Genomic DNA, 26,349 nt, shown 5'->3' on the forward strand with positions numbered 1-26,349 from the left:
GCAAGGCCGGCAGCCCTGAAAGGCGCCGGCCATGCCCGCTTCCCCTCCTCCTTCTTCACCCAACACACCGCTGGAACTGCCGCAACTGCTGGCCTGGCTGCAGGAAGACGGCTTGCTCGATGCCGCGCAAGCGGCAGTCGTCCAGGCCCAGGCCGCCCTGCTGCCCGCGCCTGCCTTGCATCCGCTGTGCAGCATCGCTCACGGCGCACTGACGCTCGACACCCTGTGCGCCTGGCTGGCGCGACGCTCGGGCTTGCCGTATGTGCGCATCGATCCCCTGCACATCGATTTCAGCCAGGTGGCCGACGTCATGACCGCCGGCTATGCGGCCCGCTTCAACATCCTGCCCGTGGACAGCACGCTTGAGCGCATCGTCATCGCCACGGCCCAGCCATATGCGCTCGCTTGGCAGACGCAGCTGGACAACCTGGCGCCGCGCAAACTGAGCCTCGTCATCGCCAATCCGCTGCACATCGCCGACGCCATCGCGCAATTTTTCAGCCTGGCCAGCTCCGTCAAGGTGGCAAAACTGGCGTCCACGCAAGACCTGGCGCTGCGCCAGAATGTCGAACAACTGGTGGAGCTGGGGCGCAACAAGACCAGCGTCGACGCCAACGACCAGCACGTCGTGCGCATCGTCGACTGGCTGTGGCAATACGCGTTTGCCCAGCGCGCGTCCGACATCCATCTGGAACCGAAGCGCGACGCGGGCCTCGTGCGCCTGCGCATCGACGGCCGCCTGCACCAGGCCTACCAGCTGCCGCCCGTGGTGCTGCTGGCCATGACGGCGCGCATCAAGTTGCTCGGACGTATGGACGTGGTGGAGAAGCGCCGCCCGCAGGATGGACGCATCAAGACGCGCAATACTCTGGGCCAGGAAGTCGAGCTGCGCCTGTCGACCTTGCCCACGGCCTTTGGCGAAAAACTCGTCATGCGCATCTTCGACCCGGAAGTGGCCGTCAAGAGCCTGTCTGACCTGGGCTTTCCGCCCGTGGACGCCGAACGCTGGCGCCAGCTGACGGCGCGCACGTACGGCATCGTGCTGGTGACGGGTCCCACCGGCTCGGGCAAGACCAGCACGCTGTACAGCACCTTGAAGGCGCTGGCCAGCAGCGAAGTCAATGTGTGCACAGTGGAAGATCCCATCGAAATGGTCGAGCCGGCTTTCAACCAGATGCAGGTGCAAACCCAGGCCGGAATCGAACTGTCGTTTGCCGATGGCGTGCGGGCGCTGATGCGGCAAGATCCCGACATCATCATGGTGGGCGAGATCCGCGACCTGGCCACGGCCGAGATGGCCATCCAGGCGGCGCTGACGGGCCATTTGGTGCTGTCGACCCTGCACACCAACGACGCGCCGTCCGCCGTCATGCGCCTGCTGGAACTGGGTGTGCCCACCTATCTGCTGGAAGCGTGCCTGATCGGCGTGCTGGCGCAGCGCTTGCTGCGCTGCCTGTGCGCGGCCTGCAAACAGCCGGGCGCCGCCCCGGACGCCGACGCCTGGCAACGGCTGACGGGCGGCCAGCTGGAGCGGCCCTCCGCCGCGTACCGCCCCGTCGGCTGCACCCTGTGCCGACACAGCGGCTACCTGGGGCGCGCCGGCATCTACGAACTGCTGAGCGTGACGGAAGCGTTCGGCCAGCTGATCAAAGAGGGCGCCGACCTGCACGCGCTGCGCCGCCAGAGCATCCTCGACGGCATGACGCCGCTGCGCATCGCCGGCGCCCGTAAAATCATCGATGGCACGAGCAGCATCGACGAAGTGCTGAAACTCACGGCTGCCCTGCCTTAGCTGGCCTGCACTTTCTCACAGGAATGCTTTGCATTCTTTTTCAACTGATATATAATGCGGCCTCTTTCGGGTCGTTAGCTCAGCTGGTAGAGCAGCGGACTTTTAATCCGTTGGTCGCAGGTTCGAATCCCGCACGGCCTACCACGAATGCGCAGTACTAAAAAGCCCATCCTCACGGATGGGCTTTTTTCGTTTCCGGCCCTCACGGTTATACTGGCGCTTCGTCTTGCCAGCCCTGAAAGAAACGCATGAAACTTGCCGCCATCCTGTTGCTTGCCACCGCCTGCCTGTCCGCCCATGCTCAAACGCAAGCGCCCATCGTGCTCGACGGCCAGTACAGCGCGCGCACGGACGAGATGAGTCTGGAAATCATCGGCAACCGCGTCTGCTTCGCGCCCGACAAGGCGCAGTGGGGCCGCCTGCCCCGCCCTGCCGCCACGCACGCTGTGTGGTTTTGTTTTTCCAACGATGGCGAGGCGCGCCGGTTGCTGCGCGTGCCTGCGCGCCAGGCCGACAATTGCGGCTGGCAAGCGCGTGCGCGCATCGTCATCGACACGTATCAACCGTATGTGGAGCAAGGCGACGGCCACGACATGGCGCGTTTGCAATCGGTGGTGAAAGTGGCGCAGCCGAACGCCATCGCCTGCGAATAAACCCTAGTCGAGTTCGTATTCCTCTAAATAACGGGCAAACAAGTCGCCATCGGCCAGCGGACACGCAAACCCCGCGCCCCAGTCGGCCAGCAGCAACTGCTCTTTCAAGGGCAACAGCAACAGCTCGGGCATGGCGTCGCTGCACCACAGGTCGCACACGATGCCCTTGTCGTCCAGGCCGGCAAACAGGGTTTCCGTGTTCTCTCCACCAAAGGCCAGCACATTCTTGCATTCCACGCGGTACGTGCTGTAGCCCGTGTAGACGGCGTCATACGGCGGCAAGGCGTCCGCCAGCGCCAGCCGCAGCTGGTCCGCCGTGAGGCCCAGCGCACCCATCTGCGACGGCGGCGCCTCGGGCACGTACATCTGCGTCCAGCCGGCGCCGCTGCGGTGCGCATCGGCAAACACCTGCTGCTCGCCCATCTGCGTCAGACAGTGCTGTAAATTATCCAGCGGCAGCAGTTCGATCATGCAAAAATCGTCTTCGTGGTAATACGCTTCGCGCATGTCTTAATTCTCCAGCAGATCTTGTAATTGTGCATTACGCCGCGACGTCAACCGGCCAGCCCAAGTCTCGCTCGTCACGGACGGATAGCGCACGGCGCCAAAATTCATCCAGGCATCGCGGTACGCCAGCCACAGGCGCTGGGTGGCGCGGATGCCGTCCTTGCCCACGGCGCCCGCATAGGTTTCCGCCGGCTTCTTCATGAGCTTGCCGTAGATGGCGTTGAGCTCCTTGTCCAGCGCCGCCGCCTGCTCCTTCGTCATGCTGGCAGGCAGCTTGCCCGCCTCGTACCCGCGCAAGTCCTGCGCCAGCAGATCGAGCTCGGCCATGCGGGCGGCGATGCTCAGGGCGGCGCGTGCCGTGCCGCTCAAGTCCGTTTCATTGGCCGCGCGCGCATCGGCAAACTTGCTTGCCGCCGCCTGCAGCTTTTGCAGCGACGCTTGCGCCGCGGCCGGCATGCTGTCGCTGACTTTGGCTGTCGCCTGCCCGCGCACGCGCTGCTTTTGCCGCGCATCGATGGCGCTGCACACGCCCATCATGTAGCCGCTGGTGATGTCGTCGCACAGATCGATCATGCCGCGCCCGCTGGCATTGATCTTCTGCAAGTGTTCGATGCGCCCCTGCATCTCGGCCGGCGCCGCATCGATGCTGCACGCATACTTGAGCGCCAGCAATGGGTCTTTCTGCACGCCCTGTCCATTCTGGTACAGCATCATCAACACGGCACTGTTCTGCGTGGCCATGGCGCAATGGCGCGCGGGACGCCAGTCGGCCGGCTTGGGCGCGGACATACTCTTGGTATCGTAATACAGGTCCGTTGCCTGGCATTGCTGCAGGGACGCCGCGGCCGACGGCGCCGGCAAGTCGGCAGGCGGTGGCGCCGCATCCTTGACCTTCAGGCAGCCCGCATACCAGGCCGTGCTTTCCGCGTGACCGACGCCCATGGCGCTCGTGTTCGGGTAGGGAGCGGGCCCAGCGGCAAAAACCGGGGCCACCAGCAGGCAACTCGCGCCCAGCAATGCTGTTTTCAATAAGGGTAGACTAATTTTCATGGCCGGCCAAAGGTAGCGTCAGTAAAAGAACAAGTTTAACTGATCGGCCATGGCGCGCCCGCCCGATACGTGACACTCCCGCCTGGTAAGTAACGGTACACGGCCTTGGCAGTGCAGGAAACCATGGGCAATAATGTTGCCTGCTGTACTCTTTTTCACTTCCCGGACCACGCCCATGACCTCACCCCGTCTTCGCCGTTCCCTCGGCTCGCTGCTGATCGCAGCGGCCTGCGCCTCGCTGGCAACGACCGTCCACGCCGCCGATACCACGCCGGCATCGCCAGTTGCCGCCACACAAGCCAACGCCAAACACGCCATCACGCATGAAGACGTGTGGCTGATGAAACGGGTCGGCGCGCCCGTCGCCAGCCCGGACGGAAGGTGGGCCGTGTTTTCCGTGGTCGACAGCGCCTACTCTAGCCAAGATCAATGGTCGGACCTGTGGATCAAGTCGCTTGGCGACGACAGTCCCGCGCGCCGCCTGACCTCGTCCAAGGGCGGCGAAAGCGCCGTTGCCTGGTCGCCGGACAGCCGCCAGCTGGTCTTCGTTGCCAAACGCGACGGCGATGATGCGGGCCAGATCTACCGCCTCGACGTGGCCGCTGGTGGCGAAGCACAACGCCTGACCTCGCTGACCATGGGCGCGCGCATGCCGAAATGGAGCCCGGACGGCAAGCAGCTGCTGTTCATCAGCGACATCTATCCTGGCAACAAGACGGAAGCCGACGTCAAGCAAAGCGCGAAAGAGCGCAAGGAGCGCAAGTACAGCGCCCGTGCGTATGAAACGACGGCGCCGCGCTACTTCGACAAATGGCTGACCGACAAGCAGGTACGCATGTTCGTCGTCGATGCGCAAGCCGATGCCAAGCCACGCGACATCCTGTCGGGCACGCAACTGGCCGCCCTGCCGGGCTTTGGCGGCGGCCAGGGCGATGAAGGGCAATCGCTGGACGCCATCTGGACGCCGGATGGCAAGGCCGTCGTTTTCAACGCGGCCACCAACCGCGATGCGGCCCAGCGCGAAGCCGTCTACTCACAGCTGTATTTGCTGCCCGTGGCGGGCGGCGAAGCGCAGCGTCTGACACAAGACAAGCACAGCTATGGCAGCCTGAAATTTGCCGCCGACGGCAAGACCCTGTTCGCCTTGAGCGACGCGGAAACGCCGGGCAAGGTGTATGACGTGAAACGCCTGGCCAGCTTTGCCTGGCCGATCGCCAACCCCGCACCGACCATCCTGACGGCCAAGCTGGACCGCTCGATTTCGCGCTACGTGCTGCCGGAAGGCGGCAAGCGCGTCCTCTTCAGCTATGAGCATGCGGGCCTGGAAAAGCTGTACTCGATCGATACCAAAGGCGGCGAGGTGCGCGAAGAGCCATCCTTGCCGACGGGCAGCATCGGCTCGCTGAGCAGCGGCGGCAAGGCCCTGGTGGGCGTGTGGGAGTCCGCCATCAACCCGCCGGAAATCTATGCCTTCAACGGCAAGCAGCCAAAACGCTTGACGGCCTTCAACACGGACAAGGCCAGCAAGATCGACTGGCAGGCACCCGAGCACTTCTGGTTCACGACGGCCGATGGCCGCCAGATCCACAATATGCTCGTCAAGCCGGCCAATTTTGACCCGAACAAGAAATACCCGCTGTTTACCGTCATCCACGGCGGCGCGGCCAGCATGTGGCGCGACCAGTTCGTACTGCGCTGGAACTATCACTTGCTGGCCAAGCCAGGCTATGTCGTGCTGCTGACCGACTACAAGGGTTCCACCGGCTATGGCGAAGAATTCTCGCGCTCGATTCAGTTCGACCCCTTGAAAGGTCCGGGCGACGAAGTCAACCAGGGCGTCGATGAAGCCATCAAGAAATACCCATTTATCGACGGCACGAAACTGGCGGCCGGCGGCGCCAGCTATGGCGGCCACCTGGCCAACTGGCTGCAAGCGACCACCACGCGCTACAAGGCCATCGTCTCGCACGCGGGTGAAATGGACCTGATCATGCAGTGGGGCACCAGCGATGGCGGTTTCGGCCGTGAAACGAATGCAGGCGGCCCCGTCTGGTCGAACCTGCCCGTATGGCGCGATCAAAGCCCCGTCATGCAAGCGGGCAACCACGAAAAAGGCACGGGTTTCATGACACCGATCCTGATCACCGTGGGCGAACTCGATTACCGCGTGCCGGCCAACAATGCACTGATGAACTTTGCCGTGCAACAACGCCTGAACGTACCGGCAAAACTGCTGGTCTTCCCGGACGAAAACCACTGGATTTTAAAGGGCGAGAACAGCCGCTTCTTCTATAGCGAGGTTGAAGGGTGGCTGGCTAAATACCTCAAATAAATCCTGAAACGTTCTTGATAAACAGAAGCCAGGCTCCGCACACGCGGGCCTGGCTTTTTTCATGCAGGCCGGGCAGCGGGCGCGGCCGCCTTCTGGCGCTGAATCGCCAGCACCAGCAGCGCGGCCACGAGGCAGGCGGCACCGGCCGCGAACAGGGCCGGGTTGTAGGTCAGCATCAAGGTGCGGATGCGGCCCGCGCCATACGCGGCCACGGCGGCGCCCAGCTGGTGGCCCGCAAAGATCCAGCCAAACACCATGCCCGCCCGCTCCCGGCCGAAGGTGGCGCCCACCAGTTTCACGGTCGGCGGCACGGTGGCGATCCAGTCCAGGCCATAGAACATGGCGAACAGCGACAGGCCGTACAAGGTGAATTCCGAATACGGCAGCCAGAACAATGACAAGCCACGCAAGCCGTAATACCAGAACAGCAGTTTGCGGTTGTCATAGCGGTCCGACAGCCAGCCGGATAGGATCGTGCCGAACAGGTCGAATGCGCCCATCATGGCCAGCACGGACGCGGCCGGCACGGCGGACAGGCCTGAGTCGCCGCACAGGGAAATGAAGTGGGTCTGGATCAGTCCGTTGGTGCTGAGGCCGCAGATGAAGAAGGTGCCGAACAGTATCCAGAAGGTGCGGTGCGCCGCCACGCTGCGCAGGATCAGGAACGGCGTGGCAAACGTCATTTTTGCCGCCACTGGCGCAGTGAGGGGCGTGGCCGGATCGGCGCCATACGGACGCAAGGCCACGTCCTGGGGACGGTTGCGCATGCACAAGAAGGCCAGCACGGCGACGATGGCGCAGGCGGCAAACACGGGCATGACGGCCGTGCGCCAGCCGTAGTGCTCGATCAGCCAGGCACCCACGGGCAGGAACAGCAACTGGCCCGTGGCCGAGCTGGCCGTCAGCACGCCTACGACCAGGCCCCGGTGCGTCTCGAACCAGCGATTCGCCACCACGGCGCTCAAGACCAGCGCCGTCATGCCAGAGCCCAGCCCCAGCAGGATGCCCCACAGGGCCACCAGGTGCCAGAACTGCGTCATGCGCGTGGCCAGCAGCATGCCAGCGGCGATCAGGCCCAGCGCCACGCAGATGATATTGCGCAAGCCAAAGCGTTCCATCAGGATGGCGGCAAACGGCCCCATCAAGCCAAACAGCACGAAACGCACGGCCAGCGCCGAGGAAATCTGCTCGGCATCCCAGCCGAATTCACGGCTCAAGGGCTGCATCAGCGCGCCCGGCAAGCCCAGCGCGGCAGACGAGGTTAATGCCGTAAGGAAAGTGATGGCGACGATGACCCAGGCAAAGTGCACGCCGCGCCGCGCCAGCCATTGCGAAAAGGGATAGGAAAGCATGCAGTCCTCATGAGAAAAAATGGATGCCGATCAGCGCCAGCCGACGGGATTTTTCTCATGTTATATTATGATCGTAATTTATACAATCGAAAAAGACTGGAGCCGTATTGCTGCGTACGGCTCCAGTCCTGGCTTGAACGCCGGTGCAGAATGCGCTTATTTCACCTTCAAGCCATTCTTCACATCCGTCACGCCTTCCACGCCACGGGCCAGGTCGGCGGCTTTTTTCACTTGCGCCTGGGAAGGCACGAAGCCGCTGAGCATCACGACGCCATTGACCGTTTCCACGTGTACGTCGAGCGCTTTCAAGTCGTTGTCCTTGACGAGGTCAGCCTTGATTTTCGTCGTGATGACGGAGTCGGCCACGGCCGTCTTGGTGCTGCCGGCCGCGTTGCGCGTCACGCAGGCGGCCTTGGCCGTCGCATCCATGGCGTCGCAATTTTCCTTCGTCGTGGCGGGCGGATTTTGCGCCACATTGGTGCCGGCCCTGGCGCCCGTGTTGGCATCGGCAAGCGCGGCCGTTTTCGACGCCTTGGCATCGTTCATGCACGTGGTCTTGTCGGCGCCCGTGCGGTCGCCGCATTTGGCCTTGGCCAGGTCATACTCGGCATTGGCGACGTCCTTGCGGGCCTTGCCCAGTTCCCGCGGCGTGTTGCGGTATTGCGCCACGGCGTCCGAATCGGCCTTGGCGCGCGCTACCTTGGCTTCTTCCACGCAGACTTTTTTCGCATTGCCGCTGTGGCTGTCGCAGGCGGCCTTGGCCTGCTTGTAGTCGGCCGTTGCCTTGTCCGTCAAACTCTTGTACGAGGCATCCTGCGCATACGCGGGCGCGGCGGCAAGCAGGGCACTGGCACTGGCGGCCAGCATGAGTGCGATCATTTTGTTCATGATGGTTCCTCTCTGGTTAGTTGATGCCCAGATTAGACCCCTGCCGCACGCAAAGCTCCGTGCGACAACACACGCTGACAGTCCATTCACATAAAAATCAACGTTTATTTGTCCCCGCTCAAGCCCTTTCGCCACAATACTTGCGCCTGTTCAAATATTGAAGCGGACTCATCAAATACACGGGCACCATCGGCCAGCGCCAGCCATGCCTGCGTGGCGTGCGAACCGCCTGCACCGCCGCTTGCAACCTCGCCAGCCGCGCGCACGCCACGCATCCAGACCAGCACATCCTGATATTGCCCGGGATGGCGTCCATGCATCCAGGCCAGGGCCACCAGGTCCGCATAGGCCTCTTCGCGGCGCGTCTCGCGCAGTTCCTGCGCCAGCGGGGTCAACTTGCCCTGCTGCATGCTGCGCGGCTCGACAAAGCCGCGTGGCAAGGCATGCCAGTCGCCCTGCGCATAGCGCCGGCAGTGGCCGATCTCATGCGCCGTCATCGCTTCCATCATCAGGCCGTGGCGCGTGGGTGGCACGCCCTGCAAGATACTGTCCGCCTGCGCATTGCCGCGCAAGGACAGCACCAGCTTGCAGCGCCCTGCAGCGTAGCCCAGCGCCAGCGGCACGGCGCCGGGCGCCTCCTGCGGCTGCACGATGATATCGATGGGCAAGCCCTGCGTGCGTGCATACTCGATGACGGGCTGGCCCGCCAGCAGCCAGCGGGTTTCCAGATCGGTGAGCTGGGCGGCGGCCACGGCGGGCAAGGCAAGGGACACACTCAACAGCGAGAACAATTTCAACATGGGATCAACAGGAGGAATGGAGGATTTACCACTGCAGAGTAAGCGGTGAAAATATTTCCACAAGGAAAAACTGGCAACTTTTCATAAAAAAGACGAAAAAAAACCGACGCAGAATGCGCCGGCTTTCCAGGCTGATAATAGTCAGGGTCAGCTTATTTCTTCGCCGCCTGGTCCAGCGCGCGGGCCGTGACGAATTCCGGGCGGATATCGTTCGGTACGGCCTTCATCTTGTCGAGCGCCACTTGCACTTCAGGGCGGATGACCACGTATTTCGTCATCAGGCCTTTCGCGCGCGCATAGTCGCCCGTCGCCTCGATGGTCAGAAATTCACGGTCCAGGTCGATCACGGCTTGTTTGATCTTGGCAAAATCGACGCCGAACTTGCCATCGCCCAAGGACACAAAACCGCCCTTGTCGAGGATGTAATTGATCTGGATGGCCATGCCGCGCGCGTGCGAATCCGTCAAACCGAAATGCAGGGTGCGGAAACCGGAGGCGAGGAAAGTGTTGTACAGCTTGCGCTCGGCCACGTCGCCCTGGCCCAGGGTATCGTTCAGTTGCCCCTTGTCCATCATGTAGCGCAGCGCGAACAATCCCGTGATGTCGGCCTTCGCTTCTTCGATGGTCGAGTAGGCTTCCTTCAAGTCCTGGCGCGGCGTCGAAGGCTTGCCGTCGACAACAGTCGCATGCGGGCCCAGGCCGTGCATGATTTCATGCGCGAGGATGTGCGTGAAGAAAGAATTGAAATCGACGTCCTGCTGCGCTTCGGGCGTGAGCACCAGTTTCGAGATCGGCGTCAGGGTGGCCTTGAACTTGGCTTCCTGCACATTCTTCAGCATGACGCGCTTGGAGCCGCGCGCGCTGATGATGCGCTCATCGTTCGGCAAGTTGTAGGCAGCCGTCTGCACGGCCATGTTGCCGTCGCCGGCGCCATACACCTGATTCACCACCACCATCGGCGCCAGCGCGCCCACTTTCGGGTTGCGGTACCGGGCGTCCAGCGGCAGGTTGTCTTCCAGCTCCTGCATGTGCCTGGCGAAGAAGTTCAGCTTTTGCGTTTCCGCCTGGTCACGGATATTGACATACGCTTCGAACGCGGCCTTGTAGCCGAACAGCTCGTCGTTATACGTCTCGTACGGGCCGATGGTGATGTCGACGGGCGAATCGAGGTCCATCCAGGCGAAGTCGGACGGCAAATAATCGTTGTCGAGGAAAGCCTTGGCGCGCAGGGTCAAAAATTTCTTCAGCGACGCGTTATCCGTGGCGGCGGCAGCTTCATCCAGAAGCTTGGCCAACTGCTTGAGTTCCACCTTGTATTCGTCCGAATACTTGACGGTCTGGTACTTGCCATCCTTGCCGGCGCGAATCGTCGTGAAGAACCATTGCGCCTGCTGCTTGTCCTCTGGCGACAAACCATTCATCCACGTTTCCAGGCTGGCCTTGGTGGCGCCCTGCGGATAGAAATTGCCCGCTTCCGGCTTGTGCGCGGGAATGGCGATACCGGCATAGCTGGCCGGCATGAACGAGGCGTGCGCGTCGAGCACCGACCATGGTCCCTTGTTGATCCAGAAATAATTCAAACGGGCCAGGCCCAGCTTGGATTTGTCCTTCTTCAATGCGGCCCACAGCGCTTCGTTGCCGGACCAGCGCTGGCGCAATTGCAGCACGTCGACCAGCTTGGCCGCCTCGACCAGCTTGGCGATGGCCTGGCGGTCACCCGCGGACAGGTGCGTGACATCGGCAGTCAGCGCGACGGGCGCATAGCGGGCGCTCATGGCCGTCAGTTGCTGGGCAGTGGCCGGGGTAACCGGCGTTGCGGCACAGGCACTGCCGACGGCGGCGGCCATCAGCAGGGGAATCAGGATGTTTTTCATGGGGCCTCGGTGTATGGTTCACAGCAAGAAAGCGCCCCGCGCTGTTACGGCGCGTCCGCTTCCTTGTTCAGCCTGCGATTGTCCCACCTGCCCCCATGGCATGGCAAGCGGCTTACCAGACCTTGTACACCTGCCCCGTCTGCGCCCCTTCCACGCTGCGGCTGTAGGCCAGCGCTACGCGGCTGGCGGCGGCCGGCTCGAAGCCGTAGAAGAAGGGGCCATACGCTTCCAGCGATTCTTCCAGCACGGTGGGGCTGACGACATTGATGCGCACGCCGCGCGCCAGTTCGATGGCGGCGCCCCTGACAAAACCTTCCACGGCCGCATTCGTCATGCTGGCGGCCGCGCCGAAGCGGATCGGCTGCTCGGCCACGATGCCGCTGGTCAAGGTAATCGAACCGCCGTCGTTCAGGTATTCCTGCGCCACCAGCGCCACGTTGACCTGGCCCATCAGCTTGCTGTCCAGGCCCAGCTGGAACTGCTCGGGGGTGAATTCGGCCAGGGGGCCGAAATGCAGTTTGCCCGCCGTGACGACGACGGCGTCGACCTTGCCGATGCGCTTGAACAGGGCGCGCACTTGCGCGATGTCGCCCATGTCGGCCTGGTGCGTGCCCGTGCGGCTACCCACTTCGATGATTTCATGGCGTTGCGCCAGTTGCGCGGTGACGGCCTTGCCGATGGTGCCGCTGGCGCCGATGATGACGATTTTCATGTTGTTTCCTTGTGTGGATTGAACGATGGAGCCAGTATGCGCCGCTTACAAAAAGGAATAAATACGCTAGAATTTACAAGATTACCAACCTACAGTTTGGAATCAGGGCAGCATGGATAAATTGCGCAGCATGGAGATTTTTGTCGCCGTCGTCGATGCGGGCAGTTTCACGGCCGCCGCCGAGGCGTTCCAGATATCGCCCGTGATGGTGGGCAAGCACATCAAATACCTGGAAGAGCGGCTGGGTGCGCGGCTGCTGGCGCGCACGACGCGGCGGCAAAACCTGACGGAAATCGGCCAGCAATACGTGGAACAGTGCCGCCAGATCCTGGCCAGCATCCATGCGGCCGAACGGGGTGCGGAAGCCATGCGCACGGCGCCGCGCGGCAAGCTGAAGATCACGGCGCCCGTGTCCTTCGGCAGCGAGTGCATCGCGCCGCTGATGGCCGACTACCTCAATGCGTATCCGGAAGTGAGCCTGGAATTGAACCTGAACGACAGGATGGTGGACCTGGTGGAAGAAGGATTCGATGCGGCCATCCGCATCGGCAAGCTGGAAGATTCCGCCATGGTGGCGCGCGTGCTGCGGCCGTATGCGATGGTGATCTGCGCCGCGCCCGCCTACCTGGCAAGACACGGCACGCCGCGCACGCCGGCCGACCTGGCGCGCCACGAATGCCTGGACTTCATGCAGTGGACGCGCCACGTGCGCTGGCGCCTGGCCAGGAGTGGCGACGACGACGGCAGCCCCGTGCGCGAGAGCCGCTTCCGCTCGAACAATGGGCAGGCGCTGCGCGTGGCGGCCCTGCACGGCTTCGGCATCGTCATGCAGGCGGAAATCCTGATGGCTGGCGATATCGCCGCCGGCAGACTGGTGCCGCTGCTGGCCGACTACGTGCCGGCGCCGCGCCCCATGCACCTCGTGTATGCGCGCGACCGCCAGCCCACACCCAAGCTGACGACCTTCATCGATTTTCTGCTGGAACGCTACGGGCCGGCGGCGACACCGCCACCGGCCACGCTCACGTAATCGTCGTGCCTAGTTCACCTTCGCTGCGGGCGCGGACGCCAGCCTGGCCAGCTCGCCTTCCGGCTGCCAGCCGGCGCCCAAGGAGCGCGCCACGGCAACGGTGGCCAGCAAGCGCTGGGTCTTGATCTGCGCGGCGGCGCGGTCCGCGGCCAGTGAGCTGCGCTGCGCATCCGTCACATCGAGGTAGGTCGAGATGCCGCGCTCGTAGCGCGTGCGCGCCACCAGGTAGGCGCGCGCCGCCGCTGCCTGCGACAGGGCTTGCGCATCGCCCTGCAACTGGCGCTGCTCCACGTCGGACAGCGCATCTTCCACTTCGCGCAAGGCCGTCAGCAGCTTCGTTTCATGGTTCGCCACGGCTTCCGCATAGCGCGCCTTGGACAGGTCCAGGTTGGCCTGGTTGCGGCCGCCGTCGAAGATCGGCAGGGACAGGGCCAGCGGGCCAAAGCTGAACTGGCGCGAACCGCCCTGCGCCAGGTCGCGCAGTTTTTCCGACGCGTAGCCGAAATTGCCCGTCAATTGCAGCGTCGGATAAAACGCGCCTTCGGCCACGCCCACTTGCGCGTTCGCCGCGCGCAGGCCCGCCACGCTGGAAACGAGGTCCGGGCGGTGCGACAGCAGGCTGGCCGGCAGACCGACAGGGATACCTGGCGGCAGCGGCAAGGCCGAGGGATCAGCGGCCACCGGCAATTGCAGCGCCGACGGCGGCTTGCCCGTCAGGGTGGCCAGGCTGTTTTCCAGCTGGTTGCGCTGGCGCTTGACTTCATGCAGGTCGGCCTGCGCGTTCGACAGTTCGACTTTCGCACGCGCCAGGTCCAGCTCATTCGTCAAGCCCGCATTGAAGCGCGCCTCGACCAGCTGGGCCGACTCGCGGCGCGTGTCCAAAGCCCCATTCAGAATCGCCATTTCCACATCGAGGCCGCGCAGCTGCCAGTAATTGCTGGCCACTTGCGACGACAGCATCAGCAGCACGCCGTCGCGGTCGGCCTGCGCCGCCAGCGCCTGCGAGTCAGCCGCTTCGACCATGCGTTTGACACGCCCCAGCAAGTCGACTTCATACGACAGCGAGCCACCCACGGAAAAATTATTGCCGCTGATGGAACGGTTGCCCAGGGCCAGGCCCTGCGAAGTGTTGGCCGAGGTGCGCGAGTTCGAGATGCCCGTGCTGACGTTCACGCTCGGGCCCTGATTGGCACGCGCCGTACCGCTTTGCGCCAGCGCCTGCAGCAGGCGCTCGCCGGCCGCCTTGACGCTCGGATTGTCGCGCAGCGCGCTCTGTTCCAGGCGGTCCAGGGTGGCGTCGCCGTAGATGCGCCACCACTCTTTGGGTAGCTGGGCGGCGTCGGCCGCGGCTGCGCCATGGCGGAAGGTGTCGGCGCCGGCTACATTCGCCGGGGCGGTGAAATCCTGGCCCACGGTGCCGCAGGCGGACAGCGCCACGGTGAGGGAAGCGGCCAGCGCGATTTTCGTCAATACTGTTTGCATGATGTATACCTTCTTGTTCTTGAGGTGCTGCACGTGCGGACTGTGGGCGGTCAATGACCGCCGCCACCGCCACCAGGGGCTTTGAGTTTGTCGGCCAGCCACAGGGGCACGATGCAGGCCAGCAGGATGGCGCCGACGAGGAAAAAGCCGTCGTTGTAGGCCATCACGTAGGCCTCGCGGCGCACGATGCCGTCGATCGCCTGCAAGGCCTGGTTGCCGGCCGTGACGGCATCATAGCCCTTGGCCATGAACGAGGACGTCAGCTGGTCGATGCGCAGCTGCGTGGCGCTGGAATACGCATTGATCGCTTCGCCCAGGCGCTGCGAGTGGAAATGCTCGCGCGTGCTCAGGGCCGTGGCCAGCAAGGCGATGCCGATCGAGCCACCGAGGTTGCGCGTCATGTTGAACAGGCTCGACGCGGACGCCATGTCTTTCGGCGCGATGCCCTTCATGGCGAAGTTCGACAGGGTCAGCATGACGAAGGGTTGGCCCAGCGCGCGCACCACCTGCGACCACAGCAGCTGGTCGTAGCCGGTGGATGCGTCCATATAGGCATTCATCATGCACGAGCCGCCGAACAGCAAGAGGCCGATCGAACACAGGATGCGGTTGTCCACCACGGACGACAGCTTGGCGACGAAGGGCATGATGAACAGCTGCGGCAAGCCCACCCACATGATGACTTCACCGATCTGCATCGGCGAATAGCCGGCGATCTGGCCCAGGAACAGGGGCAGCAAGAAGGCCGAGCCGTACAGGCCCATGCCCGTCACGGCCGACAGCACGGTGGCCACCAAAAAGTTGCGCTGGCCGTACAAGGCCAGGTTGACGAACGGCTCGGCGCGCGTGGCGCTGGTGACGACCCAGCCCAGGATGCCCGTCAGGGCCAGCGCGGCAAAGGCGATGATGAAACCCGAGTCGAACCAATCTTTCGAGTTGCCCTCTTCCAGGAAGATGGTCAGGCAACCGAGGCCCAGGGCCATGAAGAAGATGCCCAGCCAGTCGGCTTTCCAGAACAATTTGAGCTGCATCGGCTCCTTGTCCAGGCCATAGATCATGCCGGCGATCAGGAGCACGCCCGGCACCCAGTTGATGTAGAAGATCGAAGGCCAGCCATACAGCTCACTCAGATACCCGCCCAGGGTCGGGCCCATGGCCGGCGCCAGGGTGGCCGTCAGGCCGAAGATGGCCATGCCGACGGCACGCTTGGAAGCGGGCAGCTTGAGCATCACCAGCGTGAACGCCATCGGGATCAGTGCGCCGCCCGTGAACCCTTGCAGCATGCGGAAGACGATCATGCTTTCCAGGTTCCAGGCCGCCCCGCACAGGGTCGAGAACAGCAGGAAGAAGGCGGTGGTGCCGATCATGTAGGCACGCAAACCGAACACGCGCGCCAGCAGCGCGGTGAGCGGGATGACGATAATTTCCGCCACCAGGTAGGCCGTGGAAATCCACGAACCCTCTTCCTGGGTGGCCGACAGCGAGCCAAGGATATCCTTGAGCGAAGAGTTGGTGATCTGGATGTCGAGCACCGCCATGAAGGCGCCCAGCATGCCGGCGGCGACCGCCAGCCAGGTGCGCCCGGAGACTTTCTCGTCGATCACGGGAAACGCTGGCGGCTTCGCCAGCGTGGTGGAGGGGCTGCTCATGGAAGCTTAGCGGGTGGTGGTTTGGGCGGCGGGAGCGGGAGCGGAAACAGCGGCGTGGCGCGCGGCCGGCTCCTGGGCTGCATTAGGCTGATTCACTTCCACTTCGGCGATCACCGACATGCCCGGCACCAGGCGGCCATTCATGGCCTTGATGTCTTGCGGCTGGAAGACGATTTTCACGGGCACGCGCTGGACGATCTTGGTGAAGTTGCCGGTGGCGTTATCGGCCGGCAGCAGCGCGAATTGCGCGCCCGAGGCAGGCGCGAAGCTGTCGACCGTGCCCACCAGTTTCTTGCCCGGCATGGCGTCGATCGTAACGTGCACGCTCTGGCCGCGGTGCAGATCGGCCAATTGGGTTTCCTTGAAGTTGGCGGTAACCCAGACGTTGTCTTGCACGATGGCCGTCAATTGCTGGCCAGGCTGCACGCGCATGCCCGTTTCCACGTTGCGCTTGCCGATACGGCCGGCGACGGGGGCCAGGATGCGGTTGTATTGCAGCTGCTGCTGCGCGTCTTTCAATTGCACGCGCAGCACGGCCACTTGTGCCTTGGCCACGTCGCGCGCAGCTTGCGCCGCACCGATCTGCGCCTTGGCGGCCGAGGCGCTGTCGCGGCGCGCGGCCAGGTCGGCCACGGCGCTCGAACGGGCCGCGTTGGCGCCGTCGAGTTCCGCTTTCGAGACGGCTTTCATCTGGCTCGTATACAGCTGGCCATAGCGCTCCGCATCCTGTTTTGCGCGCAGCAGTTGCGCATCGGCTTGCGCCACTTGCGCCTGGGCGGCGCTCGCTTGCGCCTGCACTTGGGCGATCTGCGCGTCCGCTTGCAGCACTTGCTGCTCGGCGCTGGCGATCTGCGCGGCGATCTGCTCGGTTTTCACGCGCTGGTCGAACGGGTCGAGTTCAGCGATCACGTCGCCCTCTTTCACCATTTGATTGTCGTCGATGAAAACCTTGGTGACGACGCCGGAAATGCGCGCCGACACGGGGTGCACGTGGCCGGCCACATAGGCGTTTTCTGTTTCCACGAAATAGTGGCTGCGGTACCACATGCGGGCGCCAGCGCCCAGGGCAACCAGGACGATCAGGCCGGCGATGATTTTCACGCGATTGTTAGGTGGTGCGGAGCTGGCGGCAGCGGCGGGTGCGGAAGGTGCGGAAGGTGCGGCAGGGGCCGCGGGTGGGACGGCACTCAGCACCTTGTGCTCAGCTTGGCCTGGCTGGTTGGACATACTCGCTCCGAAAATGAAATGATATAGGTTCATTATTGGGCAAAGAAAAGCCAAAGTCAAGAAATGAAACGATTGCATTTCATTTTAATTTGCACTACAGTGTGAGCCATCACTAACCTCCCAACTTATAAAGAGACCCAGACCATGTCCGATCCCGGCCTCAGCGATACCTTGCCTACCACGACAGAATCCGACGCCGCCCAGGAGCTTTCCTGCTGCGGCAAGCCAGCCGGCCGCCCGCGCGCGGCCGACATGGAAGCGCGCATGGAAAACCTGCTGCACACGGCCGGCTGCCTGTTTCTGGAAAAAGGGTATGGGAAGGTGAGTCTGGAAATGATCGCCCGCGAAGCCCATGTGGCCGTGCGCACGATTTATGTGAAGTTTGGCGGCAAGGCTGGCTTGTTCAATGCCGTGGTGGAATTGCGCCGCGCCGCCTACTTCTCGACCATGCCGGCACTGGAAACGGATATGCGGCCCCTGCCCACCATCCTGGGCGAGTTCGGCCTGCTGTTCGTGCAGCTCGTCACCATGCCGGCGGCGATCCGCCTCAATCGCATGGTGGTGGCCGAAGCGGCCACGCATCCGGAACTGGCGGAAACGTTTTACAAAGTGGGACCGGGACAGACGCGCGAGATGCTGACCAAATTTTTCAGCCGTCCCGACATCGCACCGCTGTTTCGCGCGGAGCTGACGCCCTCCATCCTGGCGCTGCACCTGCTCAATTGCCTGCTGGGCGACCAGATGTCGCGCCTGCTGTTTCCGCCACAAGCGCAACCGGACGTGGCGCAATTGCGCGCCAAGGTGGCGGTCAGTCTCAACCTGTTCCTGCGCGGCACCTTGCACCAGCCGCTGGCGGACTGACGCGCGAAGGCTGGCTGCGAACGTCAGCCAGGGCGGCTGCAGTCTTGCGGCAGCGCCACGTCGGCAGATGCCTCATTCAAGCCCAGCGCACGCAGGAAAGGCTGGACCGCTGACGTGGCATCCAAGCCAAGTGAAGACTCACTTCCATCATGCCGTTCCGGGCCATAGCGCATCAGGTCGAACGAGGTTTCAAAGCGCTGCGCCAGAAAATAGGTGCGGAAATAATCGAAGGAAAACGCCACCTGTCCATCGGTCCGCAGCAGCAAGCCCTGTGCATACAGCGGCGCCAGCCAGTCCCCGGCCGCCATGCTCCAGCCCTTCACAGCGCAATAGTCGCTGGCAAAACGCTGCAGTTCCGCTTCGCCGAGGAAGACGGTCTTGGCTTCGAACATCACGAATGCCAGTTCGATCAGGAATTCACGCGCATCGGCAGCCATGCCGGCGCCCTCATGCAGCTGCCCGCCCGCATGACCCAGCAAGCCATCGAGATAAGCGCGCTCGCCTGCCAGCTGCGGCAACAAGGTGGCAAACACGTACTCGGCATCCACCTGCCCCGTTTCCTGTCCATTCGGCGTGTACAGTACCGACAGGGCGAAGTGCTTGCTCACGTCGTCGAACTCGCGCAGCGACACCGTCCACTGCGTGCCTGCCGCGCCGCCATCGGCCGCAGCCTCGCTTGTACCGAACTCGAGCACGGAAAACGCCGCCATCTGGCCATGCGCACCGTACAGGCTGCCGGGATTGCTCTTGAACAGGATGCCCAGCGACTTCATCAGTGAACTGGCATCGCCCGTATGCTGGTGGCCGTGGAACACGGCGTGGATATTCTTGTACTGCGCGCGCTGCTCGGCACTGGCGTGCTCATCGGCGGAGAAAAAACTGAAGCCCGCATTGCCCAGCGCCGCCGCGGCAACGCCCTGCGCGCGGCTGCCCGGCACCAGGTAGTAACGCGCACCGGGCAAGCTGGCCGCCTGCAGCAGGGGCCGCAGGAAGTATTCGTAGACATACACGGGCGTCGTGCCGGCACAGGCGTCGGGCGCCACCAGCTGGCCCGTGAAGAAAATCGCATCGATCTGCTTGCCCGCCGCCAGGATAGCGGCCACATCCTGATACAAGGCATGCAGCATCACGGCTTGCTCTTGCTCGTCAGCCCGGCGCAAGCGGACGTCGGCGATATGAAGGGCGGTAAATTTTTTCATCGTTGCAAAATTCTCTCAATACAGCGGAATTTGACCGAACCCCACGCTGGCAACATTCCTGGAAAAATCACACGCTTCCGTTGAAGCAAAAGCAAAACATGGTGACAGACCTCCATTCTGCCACTTTTTCCACACGGCAATACTCACCAATTTTCACAAGACGCCGCCGCGCCACGTTTTACTATGCCGCAGGTCAATGGAAATAAAAAAACCGGGAACATGTCCCGGTTTCTTGTACTGAAAGTTAACTCTTTATCAGCGCTTGCGCGGCGGCGGCAAGTCCGTGCACACGCCTTCGTACACTTCGGCGGCCATACCGATCGACTCGCCCAGGGTCGGGTGCGGGTGGATGGTCTTGCCGATGTCGGTGCCGTCGCAGCCCATTTCGATGGCCAGGGCGATTTCACCGATCATGTCGCCCGCATGCGTGCCGACGATGGTGCCGCCGATGATGCGGTGCGTTTCCGCATCGAACAGCAGCTTGGTGAAGCCCTCGGCGCGGCCGTTGGCAACGGCGCGGCCCGAAGCTGCCCACGGGAAGTGGCCCTTCTCGACCTTGATGCCCTTGGCTTTCGCTTCGTCTTCCGTGATGCCGGCCCATGCCACTTCCGGATCCGTGTAGGCGACCGATGGGATCACCTTGACGTCGAAGTGCGACTTCTGGCCGGAAGCGGCTTCCGCTGCCACGTGGGCTTCATGCACGGCCTTGTGCGCCAGCATCGGCTGGCCCACCAAATCGCCGATGGCGAAGATGTTCGGCACGTTGGTGCGCATCTGGCTGTCGACGTTGATGAATCCGCGGTCCGTCACCTGCACGCCGGCCTTGTCGGCGGCCAGCTTCTTGCCGTTCGGGCTGCGGCCCACGGCCACCAATACCAGATCATAGATCTGTGGCGCTGGCGCCGTGGCACCCGCTTCGGCCGCTTCGAACGTGACCTTGATGCCTTCCGGCAGCGCTTCCACCGCGACCGTCTTGGTCTTGGTCATGATGTTGTCGAAGCGCTTCTCGTTGAACTTCTGCCACACCTTGACGGCGTCGCGGTCCGCGCCCTGCATCAGGCCATCCATCATTTCGACCACGTCGATGCGCGCACCGAAGGTCGAATAAACAGTCGCCATTTCCAGGCCGATGATGCCGCCGCCGATGACCAGCATGCGTTTCGGGATCTGGCGCAATTCCAGCGCGCCCGTCGAATCGACGATGCGCGGGTCTTCCGGCACGAAGGGCAGTTTTACCACGGACGAACCGGCCGCGATGATCGCTTGCTTGAACTGCACGACTTTTTTCGAGCCGTCGCCTGCCGTCACTTCGATGTGGTTCGCTGAGAGGAACTGGCCCACGCCCGTCACCACTTGCGTCTTGCGCGCCTTGGCCATGCCGGCCAGACCGCCCGTCATGTTCTTGATCACGCCTTCCTTGTACGCGCGTACCTGGTCGATGTCGATGGTCGGCTTGGCAAACGTCACGCCCGTGTTGGACATGTGCGACGTTTCATCGATCACGGAAGCGACGTGCAGCAGCGCCTTCGACGGGATGCAGCCCACGTTCAGGCACACGCCGCCCAGGGTGGCGTAGCGTTCGACGATGACCGTCGACATGCCCAGGTCGGCCGCGCGGAACGCCGCCGAATAGCCGCCAGGACCGCCGCCCAGCACCATCATGTCGACGTCGATGTCGACCTGGCCGCTGTAATTGCCGGCCGGGATGGCGGCAACAGGAGCTGCAGCAGCTGCCGGAGCGGCTGCAGCAGGCGCAGGAGCGGCTACTGGGGCAGCTGCGCCTTCAGCCGCTTCCACCACCAGCAGCGCACTGCCTTCGGCAATCTTGTCGCCGACCTTGACTTTGACTTCCTTGACGATGCCGGCGTGGGTCGACGGAATCTCCATGCTGGCCTTGTCCGATTCGACCGTGATCAGGGACTGGTCCACCTTGATGGTGTCGCCGACCTTGACCATCAGTTCGATGACTTCGACTTCCTTGAAGTCGCCGATATTCGGTACTTTTACCTCTACTGTGCTCATGAATCGCTCCTTACAGCAGAATTTTGCGCATGTCGGCCAGGACTTCGCCGAGGTACACGGAGAATCGCGCGCCCATCGCGCCATCGACCACGCGGTGGTCGTACGACAGCGAGGTACCCATCATCAAACGTGGCTGGAAGGCCTTGCCATCCCATACCGGCTTGATCGAGGCTTTCGACAGACCCAGGATGGCCACTTCCGGCGCATTGACGATAGGCGTGAAGTGCGTGCCGCCGATGCCGCCCAGGGACGAAATCGTGAAGCTCGCGCCCTGCATGTCGGCAGGTTTCAGCTTGCCTTCGCGCGCCTGCAAGGACAGTTCCGTCATTTCGCGGGCGATCTGCGACACCGACTTCTGGTCCGCGCCCTTGATCACCGGGACCACCAGGCCGTTCGGCGTGTCGGCCGCGAAGCCGATGTTGTAGTACTGCTTGAGGATCAGGTTCTCGCCCTTGGCGTCGAGCGACGCGTTAAACGCGGGGAATTTCTTCAGCGCGGCGACGGACGCCTTGATCACAAAGGCGAGCATGGTCAGCTTGGCCGCATCCTTGTTCTTCGCATTGGCCGCGTTGGTGTCGACGCGGAACGCTTCGAGGTCCGTCACGTCCGCTTCGTCGAACTGCGTGACGTGCGGGATCATGACCCAGTTGCGGTGCAAATTCGGACCCGAGATTTTCTTGATGCGCGACAGCGGCAGCAATTCGGTCGTGCCGAATTTGCTGAAGTCCAGCGACGGCCATGGCAGCAGATCCAGGCCCACGCCCGAACCAGCTTTGGCGACCGGCGCCGCATTGGCAGCACCTGGCGCGGCAACCGCGCCCGACATCACGCCCTTGACGAAGTTCTGCACGTCTTCCTGGGTGATGCGGCCCTTCGGACCGGAACCGCCCACGCTGGCCAGATCCACGCCCAGTTCGCGCGCGAACTTGCGGATCGATGGCGACGCGTGCGCCAGCTTGCCATTGACCGCAGGCGCGGCGGCAGGAGCAGGGGCTGGTGCAGCAGCGGCGACCGGCGCCGAAGCGACGGCGGCGGCTGGTGCGGCGGCGGCTTGCGCTGGCGCAGCAGCGGCTGCAGGAGCAGCAGCAGCGCCAGCGGTCGTTTCCACCACCAGTACCAGACTACCCTTGGCAACCTTGTCGCCGACCTTGACTTTCAATTCCTTGACGATACCGGCATGGCTCGATGGGATTTCCATGCTGGCCTTGTCCGATTCGACCGTCAGCAGCGACTGGTCGACCTTGATGCTGTCGCCGACCTTGACCATCAGTTCGATGACTTCGACTTCCTTGAAGTCGCCGATATCGGGCACGGTCACTTCGACCAGGGCCGGCGCGCCGGAAGGGGCGGCAGGTGCTGGCGCGGCGGCAGGAGCGGCTTCAGCGGCAGGTGCTGCGGCCGGGGCTGCAGCCGCTGGCGCAGGAGCCGAGGCGTCGTCCGCCACTTCCAGCAGCAGGACCAGCGAACCTTCGGCAATCTTGTCGCCCACGTTGACTTTCAATTCCTTGACGACACCGGCGTGGCTCGATGGAATTTCCATGCTGGCCTTGTCCGATTCGACCGTGATCAGGGACTGGTCGACCTTGACCGTATCGCCTGGCTTGACCATCAGTTCAATGATCTCGACTTCCTTGAAATCGCCGATATCCGGGACTTTGACTTCCACAATGCTCATAGCTTGCTCCGTTATTTTATTTGTCAGATGGACCCGCACACACGCCAGGGCGGCACTTTCGCACCGCCCTGGCATCATCGGGTCCGCACAACGATTACTGGGTCACCGGATTCGGTTTGTTCGCGTCGATGCCGTACTTGGCGATCGCCTGCTCCACCACCGACACGTCGATCTTGCCTTCGTCAGCCAGCGATTTCAACGCGGCCACGGTGACATAATAACGGTTCACTTCGAAGAACTCGCGCAGCTTGGCGCGGCTGTCCGAGCGGCCAAAGCCATCGGTACCCAGCACTTTATAAGTGCGGCCCTTCGGCATGAAGGCGCGGATCTGTTCTGCAAACGCGCGCATGTAGTCGGTCGTGGCGACGATCGGGCCGTCCGTATCCTGCATCAGCGACGTCACGTAAGGCACGCGCTGCTGTTTCGACGGGTTGACCATGTTCCAGCGTTCCGCATCCTGGCCATCGCGCGCCACCAGGGTCAGCGACGGCGCCGACCACACGTCCGCAGCCACGCCCCAGTCGTTCTGCAACAGTTCGGCGGCGAAGATCGATTCGCGCAGGATGGTGCCGCAACCGATCAGCTGCACGCGCAGCTTGGCGTCCGCCGGGCCTTCCTGCAGTTTGTACATGCCTTTCAGGATGCCTTCTTCCTGGCCTGGCTTGATGCCTGGCTGAGCGTAGTTCTCGTTCATGATCGTGATGTAGTAAAACACATCTTCCTGGTTGGCGATCATGCGGCGCAGGCCGTCCTGGATGATGACGGCGACTTCATGGCTGAAGGTCGGATCGTACGGCATGCAGGTCGGGATGGTCGCGGCGAAGATATGGCTGTGGCCATCTTCGTGCTGCAAGCCTTCGCCGTTCAGGGTCGTACGGCCAGCCGTGCCGCCCATCAGGAAGCCACGGGCGCGCATGTCGGCCGAAGCCCACACCTGGTCGCCGATGCGCTGGAAGCCGAACATCGAATAGAAGGTGTAGAACGGGATCATGATGCGGTCGTTGGTCGAGTACGACGTCGCCGCGGCGATCCACGAGCTCATGCCACCCGCTTCGTTGATGCCCTCTTGCAGGATCTGGCCGGCCTTGTCTTCGCGGTAGTACATGACCTGGTCTTTGTCGACCGGCTCGTACAACTGGCCTTTCGGGTTGTAGATGCCGATCTGGCGGAACAGGCCTTCCATGCCGAAGGTACGCGATTCATCGACCAGGATAGGCACGACGCGCTGGCCCAGGTTCGGGTCTTTCAGCAGGGTCGAAATGACGCGCACGAACGCTTGCGTGGTCGAGATTTCACGGCCTTCAGGCGTCGCTTCCAGCACGTTCTTGAACGCGTCCAGGCCAGGCACGGGCAGGGTTTCTTCCGACTTCTGGCGGCGCTGCGGCAGGTAGCCACCCAGGGCCTTGCGGCGCTCGTGCAGGTAGACCATTTCCGGCGCGTCGTCGGCTGGCTTGAAGAACGGGATGTCGGCCAGCTTGTCGTCAGGGATAGGCAGCGAGAAGCGGTCGCGCATTTCGCGGATGGCTTCGTCGTCCAGTTTTTTCGTCTGGTGCGCCGTGTTGCGCGCTTCGCCCGACTTGCCCATGCCGTAGCCCTTGATGGTTTTCACCAGCAGGACGGTCGGCTGGCCCTTGTGTTCCTGGGCGATCTTGAAGGCCGCGTAGATCTTGTGCGGATCGTGGCCGCCACGGGTCAGGCGCCAGATGTCGTCGTCCGTCATGTTGGCAACCATTTCCAGCAGCTTCGGATGCTTGCCGAAGAAATGCTTGCGCACATAGGCGCCATCCTTGGCCTTGTAGTTCTGGTATTCGCCGTCGACGGTTTCCATCATCACGCGCTGCAGGATGCCTTCCTTGTCTTGCGCCAGCAGGGCGTCCCAGCCCGGACCCCAGATGACCTTGACGACGTTCCAGCCGGCGCCACGGAATTCGCCTTCCAATTCCTGGATGATCTTGGTGTTGCCGCGCACGGGGCCGTCCAGGCGCTGCAGGTTGCAGTTGACCACGATGACCAGGTTGTCGAGCATGTCGCGTGCGGCCAGGCCGATCGCGCCCAAGGACTCTGGCTCATCCATCTCGCCATCGCCGCAGAAGGCCCAGATCTTGCGGTTGTCGGTTTTCGCGATGCCGCGTGCGTGCAGGTACTTCAGGAAGCGCGCCTGGTAGATCGCCATGTGCGGGCCCAGGCCCATCGACACGGTCGGGAACTGCCAGAAGTCAGGCATCAGCTTCGGATGCGGGTACGAGGACAGGCCCTTGCCGTCGACTTCCTTGCGGAAGTTCAGCATTTGCTCTTCGCTCAAACGGCCTTCGAGGAAGGCGCGCGCGTAGACGCCGGGCGAGGAGTGGCCCTGGATGTACAGCAGGTCGCCGCCGTGGTCGGCCGTTGGCGCGTGCCAGAAGTGGTTGAAACCGATGCCCAGCATGTTCGCCAGCGAAGCGAACGAGGACAAGTGGCCACCCAGATCGCCGTCGGCGCGGTTGGCCTTGACGACCATGGCCATGGCGTTCCAGCGCATCCACGAGCGCAGGCGCTCTTCATATTCCAGGTTGCCGGGACAGTGTGCTTCTTGCTTGGTGGGGATGGTGTTGACGTAGGCGGTGGTGCTGGAGAACGGGATCTGGGCGCCGCGGCGGCGGGCCAGGTCAACCATGCGCTCCATCAGGTAATGCGCGCGTTCCGGACCTTCATTTTCCAGAACGGCTTCGAGCGCGTCCAGCCACTCCTTGGTTTCCTGCATATCCGGGTCGGTGCCGATCTGTGTCGTTACCTGGTTCAGTTGAGCTGACATCTGTTGAGTCTCCTTTGTGAACGCCCCACCCCGATTTTCCGGATCGCTGTCGGACGGTATTTCGCTGATTATTTACTATTAAGTCGGTTTAGTGTGGGGATTCTAACAGCGTATTTACTATTTTTCAAATTACGATATAGCGTTTCGTATTATGAAATTGCCCTATGAAATTTATGCTGCACTGCCGCAAATTCTGTCCGGAAATTAGCGTGATCAAAGTGCCAAAAACGAATGTACACCCCGGTCGCCCGCACAGGCATACCGGGCCAAGCGGGCCTGAAAAATGTCGAGGGCAAGGCGCGGCGACGCAGACAGTACGCCAGTACGGCAAGGAGCTGCAACGCCGCCATCGGCATTTTCTCAGGCCCGCGTCTCTGGCCCGCTTTTATGCCGGGCCAAGCGGGCCTGAAAAATGTCGAGGGCAAGGCGCGGCGACACAGACAGTACGCCAGT

At 62.9% G+C, this 26,349-nt stretch carries 19 protein-coding genes and 1 tRNA gene; 6 read left to right on the forward strand and 14 right to left on the reverse strand.

Translation table 11 applies throughout. From position 1 onward, the window contains the following. Window positions 1-31: 31 nt before the first annotated feature. From CLU91_RS11250 to CLU91_RS11260, 3 genes are all read left to right on the forward strand, one after another. Window positions 32-1,792: a GspE/PulE family protein gene (locus CLU91_RS11250; RefSeq protein ID WP_100874220.1), complete on the forward strand. Its 1,761-nt coding sequence runs from the start codon at window positions 32-34 to the stop codon at window positions 1,790-1,792. A 68-nt stretch (window positions 1,793-1,860) separates the two neighbouring features. Next, window positions 1,861-1,936: transfer RNA gene (locus CLU91_RS11255), tRNA-Lys, on the forward strand. Between the two features lie 104 nt (window positions 1,937-2,040). After that, window positions 2,041-2,445 (forward strand): hypothetical protein, encoded by a 405-nt coding sequence (locus tag CLU91_RS11260; RefSeq protein WP_100874221.1) that lies wholly within the window; start codon window positions 2,041-2,043, stop codon window positions 2,443-2,445. Window positions 2,446-2,448: 3 nt separating this feature from the next. Here the strand turns inward: CLU91_RS11260 and CLU91_RS11265 are convergent, their stop codons facing one another. Both CLU91_RS11265 and CLU91_RS11270 read right to left on the reverse strand, forming a co-directional pair. Continuing rightward, on the reverse strand, window positions 2,449-2,952 hold the full coding sequence (locus CLU91_RS11265) for a hypothetical protein (RefSeq protein ID WP_100874222.1): 504 nt from the start codon (window positions 2,950-2,952) through the stop codon (window positions 2,449-2,451). A 3-nt stretch (window positions 2,953-2,955) separates the two neighbouring features. Beyond that, window positions 2,956-4,002 (reverse strand): lysozyme inhibitor LprI family protein, encoded by a 1,047-nt coding sequence (locus CLU91_RS11270; RefSeq protein ID WP_100874223.1) that lies wholly within the window; start codon window positions 4,000-4,002, stop codon window positions 2,956-2,958. Between the two features lie 175 nt (window positions 4,003-4,177). On the opposite strand from CLU91_RS11270, the gene CLU91_RS11275 reads away from it, so the two are divergent. Next, window positions 4,178-6,334: an alpha/beta hydrolase family protein gene (locus tag CLU91_RS11275; protein ID WP_100874224.1), complete on the forward strand. Its 2,157-nt coding sequence runs from the start codon at window positions 4,178-4,180 to the stop codon at window positions 6,332-6,334. A gap of 59 nt (window positions 6,335-6,393) precedes the next feature. Here CLU91_RS11275 and CLU91_RS11280 read toward each other — a convergent pair whose 3' ends face one another. From CLU91_RS11280 to CLU91_RS11300, 5 genes are all read right to left on the reverse strand, one after another. After that, complete coding sequence (locus CLU91_RS11280; RefSeq protein WP_100874225.1) at window positions 6,394-7,686, reverse strand: MFS transporter; 1,293 nt, start codon at window positions 7,684-7,686, stop codon at window positions 6,394-6,396. Between the two features lie 156 nt (window positions 7,687-7,842). Further along, entirely contained in the window at window positions 7,843-8,574 is a 732-nt protein-coding gene (locus CLU91_RS11285; protein WP_100874226.1) for a BON domain-containing protein, read from the reverse strand. 104 nt (window positions 8,575-8,678) lie between these two features. Further along, the gene (locus tag CLU91_RS11290) at window positions 8,679-9,374 is read right to left on the reverse strand and encodes a hypothetical protein (RefSeq protein WP_100874227.1); all 696 of its coding nucleotides are present in this window, start codon (window positions 9,372-9,374) and stop codon (window positions 8,679-8,681) included. Between the two features lie 152 nt (window positions 9,375-9,526). Then, window positions 9,527-11,248: a dipeptidyl-peptidase 3 family protein gene (locus CLU91_RS11295; RefSeq protein WP_100874228.1), complete on the reverse strand. Its 1,722-nt coding sequence runs from the start codon at window positions 11,246-11,248 to the stop codon at window positions 9,527-9,529. Between the two features lie 112 nt (window positions 11,249-11,360). Next, window positions 11,361-11,960, reverse strand: coding sequence for a short chain dehydrogenase (locus tag CLU91_RS11300; RefSeq protein WP_092711235.1), 600 nt, complete (start codon window positions 11,958-11,960; stop codon window positions 11,361-11,363). A gap of 112 nt (window positions 11,961-12,072) precedes the next feature. Here CLU91_RS11300 and CLU91_RS11305 point away from each other — a divergent pair, with 112 nt between their 5' ends. Then, complete coding sequence (locus CLU91_RS11305) at window positions 12,073-12,990, forward strand: LysR family transcriptional regulator (RefSeq protein WP_100874229.1); 918 nt, start codon at window positions 12,073-12,075, stop codon at window positions 12,988-12,990. Between the two features lie 9 nt (window positions 12,991-12,999). Here CLU91_RS11305 and CLU91_RS11310 read toward each other — a convergent pair whose 3' ends face one another. From CLU91_RS11310 to CLU91_RS11320, 3 genes are read right to left on the reverse strand one after another with little or no spacing between them, the layout of a single operon-like run. Beyond that, window positions 13,000-14,472 (reverse strand): efflux transporter outer membrane subunit, encoded by a 1,473-nt coding sequence (locus CLU91_RS11310; protein ID WP_100876689.1) that lies wholly within the window; start codon window positions 14,470-14,472, stop codon window positions 13,000-13,002. Between the two features lie 50 nt (window positions 14,473-14,522). Further along, window positions 14,523-16,121 carry a DHA2 family efflux MFS transporter permease subunit gene (locus tag CLU91_RS11315; protein ID WP_100874230.1) on the reverse strand — a complete coding sequence of 533 codons (1,599 nt, stop codon included), beginning with the start codon at window positions 16,119-16,121 and terminating at the stop codon, window positions 14,523-14,525. Between the two features lie 6 nt (window positions 16,122-16,127). Further along, a complete protein-coding gene (locus tag CLU91_RS11320) occupies window positions 16,128-17,348 on the reverse strand; it encodes an HlyD family secretion protein (RefSeq protein ID WP_100874231.1) in 1,221 nt (406 codons plus the stop codon). Between the two features lie 144 nt (window positions 17,349-17,492). Between CLU91_RS11320 and CLU91_RS11325 the strand changes: the two genes are divergently transcribed. Next, window positions 17,493-18,209, forward strand: coding sequence for a TetR/AcrR family transcriptional regulator (locus tag CLU91_RS11325; protein ID WP_100874232.1), 717 nt, complete (start codon window positions 17,493-17,495; stop codon window positions 18,207-18,209). Window positions 18,210-18,232: 23 nt separating this feature from the next. Here CLU91_RS11325 and CLU91_RS11330 read toward each other — a convergent pair whose 3' ends face one another. The 4 genes from CLU91_RS11330 to aceE form a co-directional block, all read right to left on the reverse strand. Beyond that, window positions 18,233-19,408, reverse strand: a complete 1,176-nt coding sequence (locus CLU91_RS11330; protein ID WP_100874233.1) for a hypothetical protein — start codon at window positions 19,406-19,408, stop codon at window positions 18,233-18,235. A gap of 255 nt (window positions 19,409-19,663) precedes the next feature. Next, on the reverse strand, window positions 19,664-21,430 hold the full coding sequence (lpdA, locus tag CLU91_RS11335; RefSeq protein ID WP_100874234.1) for a dihydrolipoyl dehydrogenase: 1,767 nt from the start codon (window positions 21,428-21,430) through the stop codon (window positions 19,664-19,666). Between the two features lie 10 nt (window positions 21,431-21,440). Beyond that, the gene (gene aceF / locus CLU91_RS11340; protein ID WP_100874235.1) at window positions 21,441-23,105 is read right to left on the reverse strand and encodes a dihydrolipoyllysine-residue acetyltransferase; all 1,665 of its coding nucleotides are present in this window, start codon (window positions 23,103-23,105) and stop codon (window positions 21,441-21,443) included. A 94-nt stretch (window positions 23,106-23,199) separates the two neighbouring features. After that, window positions 23,200-25,896 carry a pyruvate dehydrogenase (acetyl-transferring), homodimeric type gene (gene aceE, locus CLU91_RS11345; RefSeq protein WP_100874236.1) on the reverse strand — a complete coding sequence of 899 codons (2,697 nt, stop codon included), beginning with the start codon at window positions 25,894-25,896 and terminating at the stop codon, window positions 23,200-23,202. Window positions 25,897-26,349: the final 453 nt, after the last annotated feature.

Source organism: Janthinobacterium sp. 64 (assembly GCF_002813325.1).
In the GTDB taxonomy this organism is placed as follows: domain Bacteria; phylum Pseudomonadota; class Gammaproteobacteria; order Burkholderiales; family Burkholderiaceae_D; genus Janthinobacterium.